This window comes from Pseudomonas sp. EL_65y_Pfl2_R96, from assembly GCF_963970905.1.
Taxonomy (GTDB): Bacteria; Pseudomonadota; Gammaproteobacteria; order Pseudomonadales; family Pseudomonadaceae; genus Aquipseudomonas.
This window is the reverse complement of the sequence record NZ_CAXAQH010000011.1, coordinates 79,856-91,801: the sequence shown is the minus strand read 5'-3', so window position 1 is coordinate 91,801 and position 11,946 is coordinate 79,856. Positions and strand designations below refer to the sequence as shown.

Sequence of the window (11,946 nt, the reverse complement as noted above, 5' to 3'; positions counted from 1 at the left end):
CCTTCTGTAGGCGCCGGCAAGCCTGGCGCCTACACGTGTGTTTTACGCCAAACGCTGCGCTTTCAGCTCTTCACCCTGGCACGCGGCTGCGGTGAACAGCACGTCGGTGGAGGAATTCAGCGCGGTTTCCGCCGAGTCCTGCAACACACCGATGATGAAGCCGACCGCCACCACTTGCATGGCGATTTCGCTGGGGATGCCGAACAGGCTGCACGCCAGCGGAATCAGCAACAACGAACCACCGGCCACGCCCGAAGCGCCACAGGCACAGATCGCCGCGACAATGCTGAGCAGAATGGCCGTCGGAATATCCACGGCGATGCCCAGGGTGTGCACGGCGGCCAGGGTCAGCACGGTGATGGTGATCGCTGCGCCGGCCATGTTGATGGTGGCGCCGAGCGGGATCGATACCGAATAGGTGTCTTCGTGCAGGCCCAGACGCTTGCTCAACTCCAGATTGACCGGAATGTTCGCCGCCGAACTGCGGGTGAAGAAGGCGGTGATGCCGCTCTCGCGCAGGCAGGTGAGTACCAGCGGATACGGGTTGCGACGCAGCTTCCAGAACACGATAGCCGGGTTCATCACCAGCGCCACGAACAGCATGCAGCCCAGCAGCACCGCCAGCAGGTGCATATAACCGATCAACGCGCCGAAACCGGAGGTGGCGAGGGTCGAAGCCACCAGGCCGAAGATCCCCAGCGGCGCAAAACGAATCACCAGGCGCACAATCACGGTCACGCCATTGGACAGGTCGCCCAGCACTTCGCGCGTCGTCTCGCCAGCATGGCGGATCGCAATGCCCATGCCGATCGCCCACGCCAGAATGCCGATGAAGTTGGCGTTCATCAGTGCGCTGACCGGGTTATCGACCACGCTGAGCAGCAGGCTTTGCAGCACTTCGCTGATGCCGCCCGGTGCGGTCACCGCAACATCCTGGGTAGCCAGCACCAGACTCGACGGAAACAGCGAGCTGGCAATCACCGCCACCGCGGCCGCCGCGAAGGTGCCCAGCAGGTACAGAAACAGAATCGGCCGGATATGGGTTTCCTGGCCGTGCTTGTGGTTGGCAATCGACGCCATGACCAGCACGAACACCAGAATCGGCGCGACAGCCTTGAGCGCCGAGACGAACACTTTGCCAATGAAAGCGGTGGACTTGGCCAGCTCAGGCGCGAACAACGCCAAGGCAATCCCGGCGATCAGGCCGATGATGATTTGCGTGACCAGGCTGCTGCGTTGCAGTCGTTGCAAGAGAGAAGGGGATGAAGCGGTCATAACGGCATCTCTGATTTTATTAGGGTGCAGGGTTCTGCTCATGCAGCAAAAAGCCGGGCAGGCCACATGGAGGGAACCGAAGGGGTCGCCGCATCAATGCCAATGAATGGCCGATGAGCAAAGTGTAAGTACCGCAGGCCGCGGACTTTATCACAGCGTAGCCGCGATCCTTCAGACCTGTGACGATCTGCCACCCGATTGTTCAACGAGATTTGCAGGTTCGTGCAACTTCGCCCGGAAACACTCTGTTAAGCTTCGCCATCCTCATTTTCATGTTCTGCCAGTGGGCCTCTGGGTTGTCGCTGGTGTCGTCGTTTTCCTGGAGTTCTGCATGCTGTTGCCCATTCTTCTGTTGTCCGCCGCCGGTTTCACGGTGCTGACCACGGAATTCATCATCGTCGGCCTGTTGCCGGCAATCGCCCGTGATCTGGACGTCAGCATTCCTCAAGCGGGTTTGCTGGTGACCCTGTTTGCGTTCACCGTGGCCGCGTTCGGGCCGTTCCTGACGGCGTACTTCGCAAGGTTTGAACGACGCAAACTGTTCATCAGTGTGTTGATCATGTTCGGCCTGGCCAACACGCTGGCGGCATTTGCGCCGAATATTTGGGTGATGGCCATCGCCCGGTTGATTCCGGCGCTGGGGCTGCCGGTGTTCTGGGCGTTGGCCAGTGAAACCGCGGTGGACATCGTCGGGCCGGACTACGCCGGGCGGGCCATCGCCAAGGTCGGTTTCGGCATCGTCTGCGCCACGGTGTTTGGCATTCCTGTCGGCACGCTGATTTCCGACGCGTTCGGCTGGCGCAGTGCTTTCGGCATTCTGGCGGTGATCGCGTTTGCCAAGGCGCTGCTGCTGTTTATCTACCTGCCGAAAACCAGCCTGCACCAGCACCAAGTGAGTTTCCGTTCACAGTTCAAGATCCTGCGCAGCCCGCTGATGCTGGGGCATGTACTGCTGTCGATCCTGGTGTTCAGCGGCATGTTCACCGCTTACACCTACCTGGCGGACATCCTTGAGCGCCTCGCCGGTTTCAATGGCACGGTGGTCGGCTGGTGCCTGATGGGCTTCGGTGCGGTCGGGCTGATCGGCAACTCGCTGGGCGGCCGCGCGGTGGATCGTCACCCGCTGATTGCTTCTGTGACGTTTTGCGCGTTCATGATTGCCGGCATGGTAACGCTGGTGCCGAACATTCATTCGCCGCTGGGGCTGGCGGCGGCGATGGGGATTTGGGGCGTGACCCAGGCGGCGTTGTTCCTGGTCAGTCATGTGCGTTTGATGAAGGCTGCGCCTGAAGCGCCGGCCTTTGCTGCGTCGCTGAACATTGCCGGGGCCAACCTCGGGATCGGACTGGGCGCGATGGTTGGTGGTCGGGTGATCGACAGTGTCGGCCTGGGCGGACTGGGTTTCGCAGCCGCCGGTTTTATCCTTGTCTCGATCCTGTTGGCGATGGCGCTGATGACCTTCAAACCTCGGGAAATCTGCGCCTGAGGCGTCACATCTCGGTGAACAGCTCGCGTCGGGCACCTTCGGTAATGGCGACAATGCCGGGGTGCTTGACCTTGCGTTCAACTGAAATGGCATAGAACGATTCGCTCACCGCGTCGGTCTGGCCGATCAACTCCACGCTGCATTGGCGTTTCACTTCGTCGGCAATCACGCTCGGGCCGATGAATATCCCGCTGCCGGATTGGCCGAAGGCCTGCATTAAAGCGCTGTCGTCGAACTCGCCGACGATTCGAGGCTGAATCTGCTGTTCGGCAAACCAGCGTTGCAAGCGACTGCGTACCACGGTTTCCGGCCCGGGGATCAGCAGCGGGGCGCCGTGCAGGCTGCGGGGGAAGTCCTGGCCATAACGCGCTGCCAGTTCAGCGGTGGCGAAGAAGCTGATGCCGCATTCACCGAGTTTCTGGCTGTAGCCCCTGATGTCCAGATGCGAGGGCATCGGGCTGTCGGAAATCACCAGATCCAGGCGCTGAATCGCCAGGTCGGCAAGCAAACGTTCCAGTTTGTCTTCGCGACAGGTGATACGCAGCGGTTCGCTCAACTCCATGGTCGGTGCAATCAATCGATAAACGATCGATTTGGGCACCACATCGGCGACGCCCACCCGAAACAGAATCTGTTGCTCATTAGGCTGCGCCCGCAGCATCAGCTCCAATTCGCCACCGAGTTGAAATATCTGCTCGGCGTAGGGCAGGGTCTGACGCCCGGCTTCAGTGAGTTCCAGCTGCCGGCCGACCCGGCGAAACAACTCGATGCCATAGGTTTGCTCGAGCAGGGAAATCTGCCCGCTGATGGTCTGTGGTGTCAGGTTCAACTGCTCGCAGGCGCGCACGATGCTGCCGGTCTTGGCCACCACCCAGAAATAATGCAGCTGTCGGTAATTCAGCATTCATGTTCCCCGCAGCGTATGTTTTGCTATGGATTCGTAAAAACCGAAGTATAACCGCTTAAAATACGAATTTTCCTGAAGTATTTTCCTCTTTAGACTGCCTCGCTATCGACGGAGCGCCATTTGGGCTCTGTCTGTTCTATCGAGGAAAGCATCATGAAGCTTAAAACCCCCGCGCTGCTGATCACCTCTTTATTGGTGTTGGCCGGCTGCGACCAGGCCGAGAAGAGCGCGCAGCAACTGATGGGCAAGGCTGCCGAAACCGCCAAACAGGCGATTGACGATACCCACAAAGCCGCCGAGCAAGCGTTGAGCGATGCCACCGATGGCCTGATCAGCAAGAAAGAACAACCGGCCAAAGAGTCGGACAAAACCGAATCTTCGTCCCAGGAAATCTAAACCGGCTACAACCAGTCAGGACTGACCCATGGAATACCTTTTAGAACTTGCTGCAAGCCCCACCGCCTGGGTCGCCCTGGCCACGCTGGTGGTGATGGAAATCGTGCTCGGCATCGATAACCTGATCTTCATCTCGATCCTCACCAACAAGCTGCCCGAACAGCATCGCCAGAAGGCGCGGCGCATCGGCATCGGCATGGCGTTGATCCTGCGCCTGGCGCTGTTGAGCACCATCGCGTTCATCGTTCAGTTGACGGCGCCTGTGATCGAGATTCTTGGCCATGCGTTCTCCTGGAAGGACATGATCCTGATCGCCGGCGGCCTGTTCCTGTTGTGGAAGGCGACCACCGAGATCCATCACAGCATGGACCCGTCGCCGGAAGATCCGACGTCGGCCACCTCGACCGTGACCCTGGGCTTTGCCGCCGCGATCGGTCAGATCCTGATGCTGGACATGGTGTTCTCCATCGACAGCATCATTACTGCTGTCGGCATGACCGAGCATTTGCCGATCATGATCATCGCGGTGGTGGTGTCGGTACTGGTGATGTTGTTGGCGGCTGATCCTCTGGCCAAGTTCATCAACGACAACCCGACGGTGGTGATGCTGGCGCTGGGCTTCTTGATCATGATCGGCATGACGCTGATCGCCGAAGGTTTCGGCGCCCACGTACCAAAAGGCTACGTCTACGCGGCCATGGCATTCTCGGCGACGATCGAAGGCTTGAACATGCTGTCGCGGCGGGCCAGGCAGAAGCGCGTAGCCGCTGAAGCTTAACCTTCATTAAACGAAACGGCCGCCTGAACTCGAAAGAGTCCAGGCGGCCAGTTTAAGGCGCTCCCACATGGATTCGTTTTTGTATGACTGAAAAGCGCCAGTCAGTGCGCAGTGGCGGGGTGTCCAGCCGGCTGATCGGTTTTCGTTGCAGGCGCTGATTGAGCCGGGTGGTGATGGTGCCGGCGGGTAATACGCAAAACGCCCCACAGCATGGCGGCAGCCACCGCCATCCAGCCGGAAATCAACATTACAATGGTCATTGTCAGGCTCATCAGTGCCTCCTCTTTGCCCTGCAGCGGGCGCACACTCTTCCTTGGTAAATGACAGTCTAGCCGCTGCTGTGTTTCAGGCTATTGAACAAAGGTCGCCTGTCATCAACCCGTTCGCTCTATCGAATGCAATCAACTGCCGGTTAAGGCTATACCGCTGTCGCGCGGCATCCTATGATCGGCGGCCAAGCCGGGAGTTCGATTGCCTGGCGTCTGAACAAGAGAGTGATGATGGTGCGGGTATTTTCTCGAATTCGATCTTTGGTGCTGATCGTTGGCTGCGTTGCCGGCCTGGCTGGCTGTGCGGGGAGCGTAGCGCCCGAGATCAAGCGTCTGCCGGAACGTGTCGAACTCAGCGGTACGTTCTATCGCGGGCAAAGTTATCAAAGCGGGCCTCAGGTGCTGGCCAGCCTGTTGTCCCAACAGGACATCGTGATCACCCCGGGGTTGCTCGAAAAGCCCCTGCATTTACCGGGTGCCGAAGACCGGTTGCAGCAGAACATGCAAAACCTCGCCCGCGAGTACGGGATGGTGGTTTATCCCCTCGACAGCCATTTGCCGGCGCTGTTGGCCCAGGTCGCGGCCGGTTACCCGGTGATGGTGCGCTTCACCGAAGGTTCGGCGTTCTGGGCGGGGCCCCGATACGCCATTCTCGCTGGTTACAACCGTCAGAAGCAGACCGTGTTGCTGCGCACCGGGATGGATCGTCGGTTGCTGATGGGGTTCGGTTCCTTTGAGTCGGCGTTCGAGAATGCCGGTGGCTGGGCTGTATTGATCCAGAAGCCGGAGCAGATTCCGGCCAATGTCGATCAGCCGCGCTGGCTGAAAGCAGCGAGCGATCTTGCCCAGTCAGGCCAAGAGCAGGCGGCTGCCCGGGCGAAGAAGGCGCTGACCGCGAAGTAAGTTTGCGCTCGTCATCGGCATGGCACCGCCGCGCTATGCTGGAGTCTCATGTAGAGGGCCCGGATTTTTCCGGGACCATGATCAGGAGGCGCCATGGCACATTCCAATACTCCCACCGGCCCGCACTCGTCTGAGCATTCGTCCGATAATGAGTTGGGGTTCGACCCCGATTCTCCGGATGTAGCCGATCCACAGGTCGACCCCATCGGGCCTGCAAAGGCGCCCAGGGATGTAAAACCGGGTGAGGAGGGCAAGAAGGCTCCCGCGAAGCCTTACGACCCACTCGGTAATCTGAAACCCAAGTCTTAGTGAGGTGTATATGTCTACCGACTCGAGCTTTGACGACAAGCGTCCAGATCCTCCAGACAGTGTTCCAACAACCCCTGAATCGGACCTGGACCCCGTGATGGACCCGGACAGCCCTTTAAGGGACCCCTTGGCCAGACCGACAGTGGTGCCGACAAAACATCCGCAGGGTTGGAAAGACCCGAGCGCCGGGGATGGCATTCCGGATGACGATCAGATGCCGCTGCCCAATGATTAATCCTGGACAAAAAAAGCCCCGAATATTCGGGGCTTTCGTTTAGAGGCGTTTCGATTTTATTTCGAAGCTTCAATCACGCCGCTCTGGCGATGCTTGAGGTTCTTGTCGGACTTGTACTGCAGGGCTACGGACGGCACGTTGGCGCTCTTGCCAGTTTCGACCCAGTCGCGAATACGGCTGGCATCGGCAAAGTGCGTGTACTTGCCGAAGGCATCGAGAATCACCAGCGCAACCGGACGATTACCCATGCTGGTCACCAGCACCAGGCAGTGGCCTGCTTCATTGGTGAAACCGGTCTTGGTCAGTTTGATGTCCCAGTTCGGCTTGTTGACCAGGTGGTCGGTATTGTGGAAACCCAGGCTGTAGTTGGGTTTACGGAACGAAACGGTTTTTTCCTTGGTGGTGCTCAGCTCAGTCAATAACGGGTACTTGTGCGCGGCGATCAGCAGTTTGCTCAGGTCGCGGGCGGTGGACACGTTGCGAGGGGAGAGGCCCGTTGGTTCGACGAAGTGGGTGCTGGTCATGCCCAGCGCCTTGGCTTTGGCGTTCATGGCGGCAATGAACGCGACATAACCGCCCGGATAGTGATGCGCCAGCGTCGCGGCGGCACGGTTCTCCGAGGACATCAGTGCAATCAACAGCATCTCGCGGCGCGACAATTCGCTTTTGAGTTTGACCCGGGAGAACACGCCTTTCATTTCCGGTGTGTCGCTGATGTTGACGGGAATGTATTCGTCCATGTTCTGCCGCGCTTCCACGACCACCAGGCCGGTCATCAGTTTGCTGACGGACGCGATGGGTACGACGACATCAGGATTGCTGGCATAGATGACTTTGTTGGTCTGCAGATCCATCAGCAAAGCGCTGCCGGACGCGATCTTCAGTTGTGAATTGTCTCGTGGCGCCGCGGTGGTGTCAGCGGCGTTGACCGTTGGCGCGATGAAAGTCCCTGTAACTGCAAAAACTAGGCTCAGGATGGAAAGACGGATTTTCACGCTGGCAGACTCATAAAGGGTGGATATGCCGTTTTGTAACGGGCTGTTTCTTAAAAACGACGCATTTTAGGAGTATGTGCCAGGAAAGCCATAGGCGCCTGTAATACAGGGGGTAAAAGTGAAGAATATTTAATGCTGTCCCCATTTTGTACCCCCTCCGGCTTTCCAGCTTCCCGATTGCTGAGCCGTTGATGGTCGAGCTTTTTTTTGCGGGCAAAAAGAACCCCGCGATGAGCGGGGTTCTTTATAGGCGGCGCTGTGTGCAAGCGAGAACTCAGCTATGCAGTGTTTCCGCGGCGTACAGCGTGTTTTCCAGCAGGCAGGCGCGGGTCATCGGGCCGACGCCGCCCGGTACCGGAGTGATCCAGCCGGCGCGGGGCAGGGCGGTTTCGTAGGTCACGTCACCCACCAGTTTGCCGTCTTCCTGACGGTTGATGCCGACATCGATCACGATCGCACCTTCCTTGATCCACTCACCCTTGACCAGTCCCGGCTTGCCGGCGGCAACCACGACCAGATCGGCGCGGCCGACATGGCCCGCCAGGTCCTTGGTGAAGCGGTGGGTGACGGTCACGGTGCAGCCGGCCAGCAGCAGTTCCATCGCCATCGGACGACCAACGATGTTGGACGCTCCGACAATGACCGCGTCCATCCCGTAAAGATCGACACCGGTGCTTTCCAGCAACGTCATGATGCCTTTAGGCGTGCACGGACGCAGCAGCGGAATGCGCTGGGCCAGACGGCCGACGTTATAAGGGTGGAAACCGTCGACGTCCTTGTCGGGACGAATGCGTTCCAGCAATTTGGAGGCGTCCAGGTGTTCTGGTAAAGGCAGTTGAAGCAGAACGCCGTCAATCGCCGGGTCGTCGTTCAGGCGATCGATCAGATCGGTCAGTGCTTCTTGAGTGGTTTCGGCAGGCAGGTCGTAGGCTTGGGAAAGGAAGCCGACCTCTTCACAGTCTTTACGCTTGTGCGAGACATAAACCTGAGAGGCAGGATCGCTACCGACCAGGATCACCGCGAGGCCGGGTGTGCGCAGGCCTTGCTGGCGACGCTCGGCGACTCGTTTGGCGATCTGCTGGCGCAGGCTGGCGGCGATCGATTTGCCGTCGATTAGTTGTGCAGTCATTGCGCGTGATTAACCATCGAGAGGGGAAAAAAAGAGAGCGCATTCTCGCATGTCATGAGGTGAGGGCAAAGGCGCTTGGTCAGCAAATTCCCCTAACTCCTTTAATTAAATGAATTTTTTTTAAAAAGGATTTGACGACCTTCGGGTCGCTCTATACTATTCGTCGCACTTGTCGGGTACAGCCTAGCACTGGTTGAGAAGGTTGAGCAGAATCGAAGTTCTGCAGGACTGAAAAGCACTTAGTTTGTAGTCCTTCAAGGTTACAGCTAACAAGGCGCCCGTAGCTCAGCTGGATAGAGCATCCGCCTTCTAAGCGGATGGTCGCAGGTTCGAGTCCTGCCGGGTGCGCCATTAGGCAGCTTTGGCACAAGTAGCGCGATATGGTGGGCGTAGCTCAGTTGGTAGAGCACGGGATTGTGACTCCCGTTGTCGTGGGTTCGATCCCCATCGTCCACCCCATATTTCGAAAGGCGCCAGATTTTACAGTCTGGCGCCTTTGCTTTAACAGCTTCAATCCGCGGATGTGGTGGAATTGGTAGACACACTGGATTTAGGTTCCAGCGCCGCGAGGCGTAAGAGTTCGAGTCTCTTCATCCGCACCAAATAAAGCTTCACTCATGCCGGTTGGCTTGGTTGGGCTCAACAAAGAAGTTGTTTGGCTTCTTTGTCACGCAATATGGTGGGCGTAGCTCAGTTGGTAGAGCACGGGATTGTGACTCCCGTTGTCGTGGGTTCGATCCCCATCGTCCACCCCATATTTCGAAAGGCGCCAGATTTAACAGTCTGGCGCCTTTTTTGTTTCAATGGTTTGAATGTTCAGCGGCTGCAGGTTGTGGGTCGCAGGGGTAGGTCGCTTCGTCGTATTTATGTTTCTCGATGATGCTCGATTCGCCCGCCGATCCCTTCGCGGGGTTGGCTGTCAGGGATGGATTGCCGATTCCTTCTATATATAGGAGGGTTGGTGCAGGGCCCTGGCTGTATTTGCTAACAGGGCGAGGCGCAACCGTTTGTCCCCGCCTATAAATTGCCTGCTGCTTTTTTACCCGTTTTCAGTAGGGTGACTTCTTGAGTTTGACCCACTAGAATGCATGCCCTTGATTCTGGGGTCGGAAACGGCCGGCTAACGTCTGTGCAACGAGGAATATCCATGCAAGTTTCTGTTGAAAATACTTCTGCTCTTGAGCGCCGCATGAGCATCACCGTGCCGGCTGAGCGCATCGAGACTCAGGTCAACAAGCGTCTGCAGCAGACTGCCCAAAAGGCCAAGATTGCTGGCTTCCGTCCAGGCAAAGTGCCAATGAGCGAAATCAAGCGCCGTTTCGGTGCCGAAGCTCGCCAGGAAGCGGTAGGCGACGTGATCCAGTCTTCCTTCTACGAAGCTGTCGTCGAGCAGAAGCTGAACCCGGCTGGTTCGCCTTCGATCGAACCTAAATCCCTGGAAGCGGGCAAGGACCTGGAATACGTAGCTGTATTCGAAGTGTTCCCTGAGTTCACCGTTGCCGGTTTCGAAGGCATCACTGTCGAGCGCCTGAGCGCTGAAGTGGCTGACGCCGATCTGGACAAAATGCTGGAAGTCCTGCGTAAGCAGAACACCCGTTTCGAAGTGGCCGATCGCGCTGCTCAAAACGAAGACCAACTGAACATCGATTTCGTTGGCAAGGTCGACGGTGAAGTGTTCGCTGGCGGTTCCGCCAAAGGTACTCAGCTGGTGCTGGGTTCCGGTCGCATGATCCCTGGTTTCGAAGACGGTCTGGTTGGCGCTAAGGCCGGCGAAGAGCGCGTTCTGAACCTGACCTTCCCAGAGGACTATCAGAACCTCGACCTGGCAGGCAAAACCGCTGAGTTCACCGTGACCGTGAACACCGTTTCCGAGCCTAAACTGCCAGAGTTGACCGAAGAGTTCTTCGCTCAATTCGGCATCAAGGAAACCGGTCTGGAAGGCTTCCGCACCGAAGTTCGCAAGAACATGGAGCGTGAACTGCGTCAGGCGATCAAATCCAAGGTCAAGAATCAGGTGATGGACGGTCTGCTGGCCACCAACCCGATCGAAGTGCCAAAGGCTCTGCTGTCCAACGAAGTGGACCGTCTGCGCGTGCAGGCTGTTCAGCAGTTCGGCGGCAACATCAAGCCTGACCAACTGCCGGCCGAACTGTTCGAAGAGCAAGCCAAGCGCCGCGTTGTGCTGGGTCTGATCGTGGCTGAAGTGGTCAAGCAATTCGACCTCAAGCCTGACGAAGCCCGCGTTCGCGAGATGATTCAGGAAATGGCTTCGGCTTATCAAGAGCCTGAGCAGGTTGTGTCCTGGTACTACAAGAACGACCAGCAACTGAACGAAGTTCGTTCGGTTGTGCTGGAAGAACAAGTTGTGGATACTGTTCTGCAGAAAGCTAGCGTGACCGACAAATCGGTCTCTTACGAAGAAGCAGTCAAGCCGGTAGAAGCTCCACAAGCCGACTGATTGTTTTTGCGGTAAGAAGCACACACCATAAGCCAGCCTTCGTGCTGGCTTATGCGTATTCAAGACATAACTATTTGGGAGTGACTGCAGAGCATGTTCCGTAATTCGTATATTCAGCAGAACTCTGATATCCAGGCCGCAGGCGGCCTGGTCCCGATGGTTGTCGAGCAATCTGCTCGTGGCGAGCGCGCCTATGACATCTACTCGCGCCTTCTCAAGGAGCGAGTGATCTTTCTGGTTGGTCCGGTAGAGGACTACATGGCCAACCTGATCTGTGCGCAACTGCTGTTCCTTGAAGCGGAAAACCCGGACAAGGACATCCATCTCTATATCAACTCGCCGGGCGGTTCGGTGACGGCGGGCATGTCGATCTACGACACCATGCAGTTCATCAAGCCAAACGTGTCGACCACCTGTATCGGTCAAGCGTGCAGCATGGGTGCGTTTCTACTGACGGCCGGTGCCCAAGGCAAGCGTTATTGCCTGCCGAACTCGCGTGTGATGATTCACCAGCCACTGGGCGGTTTCCAGGGCCAGGCCTCGGATATCGAAATCCATGCCAAGGAAATCCTCTTCATTCGTGAGCGTCTCAACACGCTGATGGCCAAGCATAGCGGGCGCACTCTTGAAGAAATCGAGCGCGATACCAACCGCGATAATTTCATGAGTGCAGAGGCAGCGCGTGAATACGGGTTGATCGATGAAGTGATCAACCAGCGCCCCGCTTAAAATAAGCAGCTCAAAATAAGGTTGGTCGGCAGGTCCGATCACTAGCGGGCTTGAAAAAGCCCGCAATAGCCTTCATC

13 protein-coding genes and 4 tRNA genes are annotated in these 11,946 nt (G+C 57.6%); 12 read left to right on the top strand and 5 right to left on the bottom strand.

The annotated features are described in order from the left end of the window. Positions 1–42 precede the first annotated feature (42 nt). The gene (gene sstT / locus AACY49_RS13920; protein WP_320393918.1) at positions 43–1,275 is read right to left on the bottom strand and encodes a serine/threonine transporter SstT; all 1,233 of its coding nucleotides are present in this window, start codon (positions 1,273–1,275) and stop codon (positions 43–45) included. Between the two features lie 331 nt (positions 1,276–1,606). Here sstT and AACY49_RS13915 point away from each other — a divergent pair, with 331 nt between their 5' ends. Continuing rightward, positions 1,607–2,761, top strand: a complete 1,155-nt coding sequence (locus AACY49_RS13915) for an MFS transporter (protein ID WP_258699959.1) — start codon at positions 1,607–1,609, stop codon at positions 2,759–2,761. A 4-nt stretch (positions 2,762–2,765) separates the two neighbouring features. On the opposite strand, the gene nhaR is transcribed toward AACY49_RS13915, so the two are convergent. After that, complete coding sequence (nhaR, locus tag AACY49_RS13910) at positions 2,766–3,665, bottom strand: transcriptional activator NhaR (RefSeq protein WP_339524453.1); 900 nt, start codon at positions 3,663–3,665, stop codon at positions 2,766–2,768. 156 nt (positions 3,666–3,821) lie between these two features. On the opposite strand from nhaR, the gene AACY49_RS13905 reads away from it, so the two are divergent. Together AACY49_RS13905 and AACY49_RS13900 are read left to right on the top strand one after the other, a co-directional pair. Further along, positions 3,822–4,064 carry a hypothetical protein gene (locus tag AACY49_RS13905; protein WP_339524451.1) on the top strand — a complete coding sequence of 81 codons (243 nt, stop codon included), beginning with the start codon at positions 3,822–3,824 and terminating at the stop codon, positions 4,062–4,064. A gap of 28 nt (positions 4,065–4,092) precedes the next feature. Beyond that, positions 4,093–4,842, top strand: a complete 750-nt coding sequence (locus AACY49_RS13900; protein WP_320393921.1) for a TerC family protein — start codon at positions 4,093–4,095, stop codon at positions 4,840–4,842. Between the two features lie 101 nt (positions 4,843–4,943). Here AACY49_RS13900 and AACY49_RS13895 read toward each other — a convergent pair whose 3' ends face one another. Beyond that, the gene (locus tag AACY49_RS13895) at positions 4,944–5,114 is read right to left on the bottom strand and encodes a hypothetical protein (protein ID WP_339524450.1); all 171 of its coding nucleotides are present in this window, start codon (positions 5,112–5,114) and stop codon (positions 4,944–4,946) included. A 171-nt stretch (positions 5,115–5,285) separates the two neighbouring features. Between AACY49_RS13895 and AACY49_RS13890 the strand changes: the two genes are divergently transcribed. The 3 genes from AACY49_RS13890 (at position 5,286) to AACY49_RS13880 (ending at position 6,558) form a co-directional block, all read left to right on the top strand. Beyond that, a complete protein-coding gene (locus tag AACY49_RS13890; RefSeq protein WP_339524449.1) occupies positions 5,286–6,014 on the top strand; it encodes a peptidase C39 family protein in 729 nt (242 codons plus the stop codon). Between the two features lie 93 nt (positions 6,015–6,107). Then, the gene (locus AACY49_RS13885) at positions 6,108–6,323 is read left to right on the top strand and encodes a DUF6021 family protein (RefSeq protein WP_339524448.1); all 216 of its coding nucleotides are present in this window, start codon (positions 6,108–6,110) and stop codon (positions 6,321–6,323) included. A gap of 10 nt (positions 6,324–6,333) precedes the next feature. Beyond that, complete coding sequence (locus tag AACY49_RS13880) at positions 6,334–6,558, top strand: hypothetical protein (protein WP_123496538.1); 225 nt, start codon at positions 6,334–6,336, stop codon at positions 6,556–6,558. A 56-nt stretch (positions 6,559–6,614) separates the two neighbouring features. Here the strand turns inward: AACY49_RS13880 and pbpG are convergent, their stop codons facing one another. Further along, positions 6,615–7,553: a D-alanyl-D-alanine endopeptidase gene (gene pbpG / locus AACY49_RS13875; protein WP_320393925.1), complete on the bottom strand. Its 939-nt coding sequence runs from the start codon at positions 7,551–7,553 to the stop codon at positions 6,615–6,617. 274 nt (positions 7,554–7,827) lie between these two features. Continuing rightward, positions 7,828–8,682 (bottom strand): bifunctional methylenetetrahydrofolate dehydrogenase/methenyltetrahydrofolate cyclohydrolase FolD, encoded by an 855-nt coding sequence (gene folD, locus AACY49_RS13870; RefSeq protein WP_320393926.1) that lies wholly within the window; start codon positions 8,680–8,682, stop codon positions 7,828–7,830. A gap of 274 nt (positions 8,683–8,956) precedes the next feature. On the opposite strand from folD, the gene AACY49_RS13865 reads away from it, so the two are divergent. The 6 genes from AACY49_RS13865 (at position 8,957) to clpP (ending at position 11,869) form a co-directional block, all read left to right on the top strand. Further along, positions 8,957–9,033, top strand: a tRNA-Arg gene (locus AACY49_RS13865). A gap of 32 nt (positions 9,034–9,065) precedes the next feature. After that, positions 9,066–9,141 (top strand) — tRNA-His (locus AACY49_RS13860). 58 nt (positions 9,142–9,199) lie between these two features. Continuing rightward, positions 9,200–9,284, top strand: a tRNA-Leu gene (locus AACY49_RS13855). 77 nt (positions 9,285–9,361) lie between these two features. Further along, positions 9,362–9,437: transfer RNA gene (locus AACY49_RS13850), tRNA-His, on the top strand. 392 nt (positions 9,438–9,829) lie between these two features. Beyond that, positions 9,830–11,140: a trigger factor gene (gene tig / locus AACY49_RS13845; protein ID WP_033064156.1), complete on the top strand. Its 1,311-nt coding sequence runs from the start codon at positions 9,830–9,832 to the stop codon at positions 11,138–11,140. Positions 11,141–11,233: 93 nt separating this feature from the next. Then, a complete protein-coding gene (clpP, locus tag AACY49_RS13840) occupies positions 11,234–11,869 on the top strand; it encodes an ATP-dependent Clp endopeptidase proteolytic subunit ClpP (protein ID WP_007901795.1) in 636 nt (211 codons plus the stop codon). Positions 11,870–11,946: the final 77 nt, after the last annotated feature.

What these genes read in the sequence shown, in the direction of transcription:
- AACY49_RS13880 (WP_123496538.1), top strand. Translation starts at nt 6,334, where the DNA reads ATGTCTACCGACTCGAGCTTTGACGACAAGCGTCCAGATCCTCCAGAC.
- AACY49_RS13900 (WP_320393921.1), top strand. Translation starts at nt 4,093, where the DNA reads ATGGAATACCTTTTAGAACTTGCTGCAAGCCCCACCGCCTGGGTCGCC.
- nhaR (WP_339524453.1), bottom strand. Translation starts at nt 3,665, where the DNA reads ATGCTGAATTACCGACAGCTGCATTATTTCTGGGTGGTGGCCAAGACC.
- sstT (WP_320393918.1), bottom strand. Translation starts at nt 1,275, where the DNA reads ATGACCGCTTCATCCCCTTCTCTCTTGCAACGACTGCAACGCAGCAGC.
- clpP (WP_007901795.1), top strand. Translation starts at nt 11,234, where the DNA reads ATGTTCCGTAATTCGTATATTCAGCAGAACTCTGATATCCAGGCCGCA.
- AACY49_RS13895 (WP_339524450.1), bottom strand. Translation starts at nt 5,114, where the DNA reads ATGAGCCTGACAATGACCATTGTAATGTTGATTTCCGGCTGGATGGCG.
- tig (WP_033064156.1), top strand. Translation starts at nt 9,830, where the DNA reads ATGCAAGTTTCTGTTGAAAATACTTCTGCTCTTGAGCGCCGCATGAGC.
- AACY49_RS13905 (WP_339524451.1), top strand. Translation starts at nt 3,822, where the DNA reads ATGAAGCTTAAAACCCCCGCGCTGCTGATCACCTCTTTATTGGTGTTG.
- AACY49_RS13915 (WP_258699959.1), top strand. Translation starts at nt 1,607, where the DNA reads ATGCTGTTGCCCATTCTTCTGTTGTCCGCCGCCGGTTTCACGGTGCTG.
- AACY49_RS13885 (WP_339524448.1), top strand. Translation starts at nt 6,108, where the DNA reads ATGGCACATTCCAATACTCCCACCGGCCCGCACTCGTCTGAGCATTCG.
- folD (WP_320393926.1), bottom strand. Translation starts at nt 8,682, where the DNA reads ATGACTGCACAACTAATCGACGGCAAATCGATCGCCGCCAGCCTGCGC.
- AACY49_RS13890 (WP_339524449.1), top strand. Translation starts at nt 5,286, where the DNA reads ATGATCGGCGGCCAAGCCGGGAGTTCGATTGCCTGGCGTCTGAACAAG.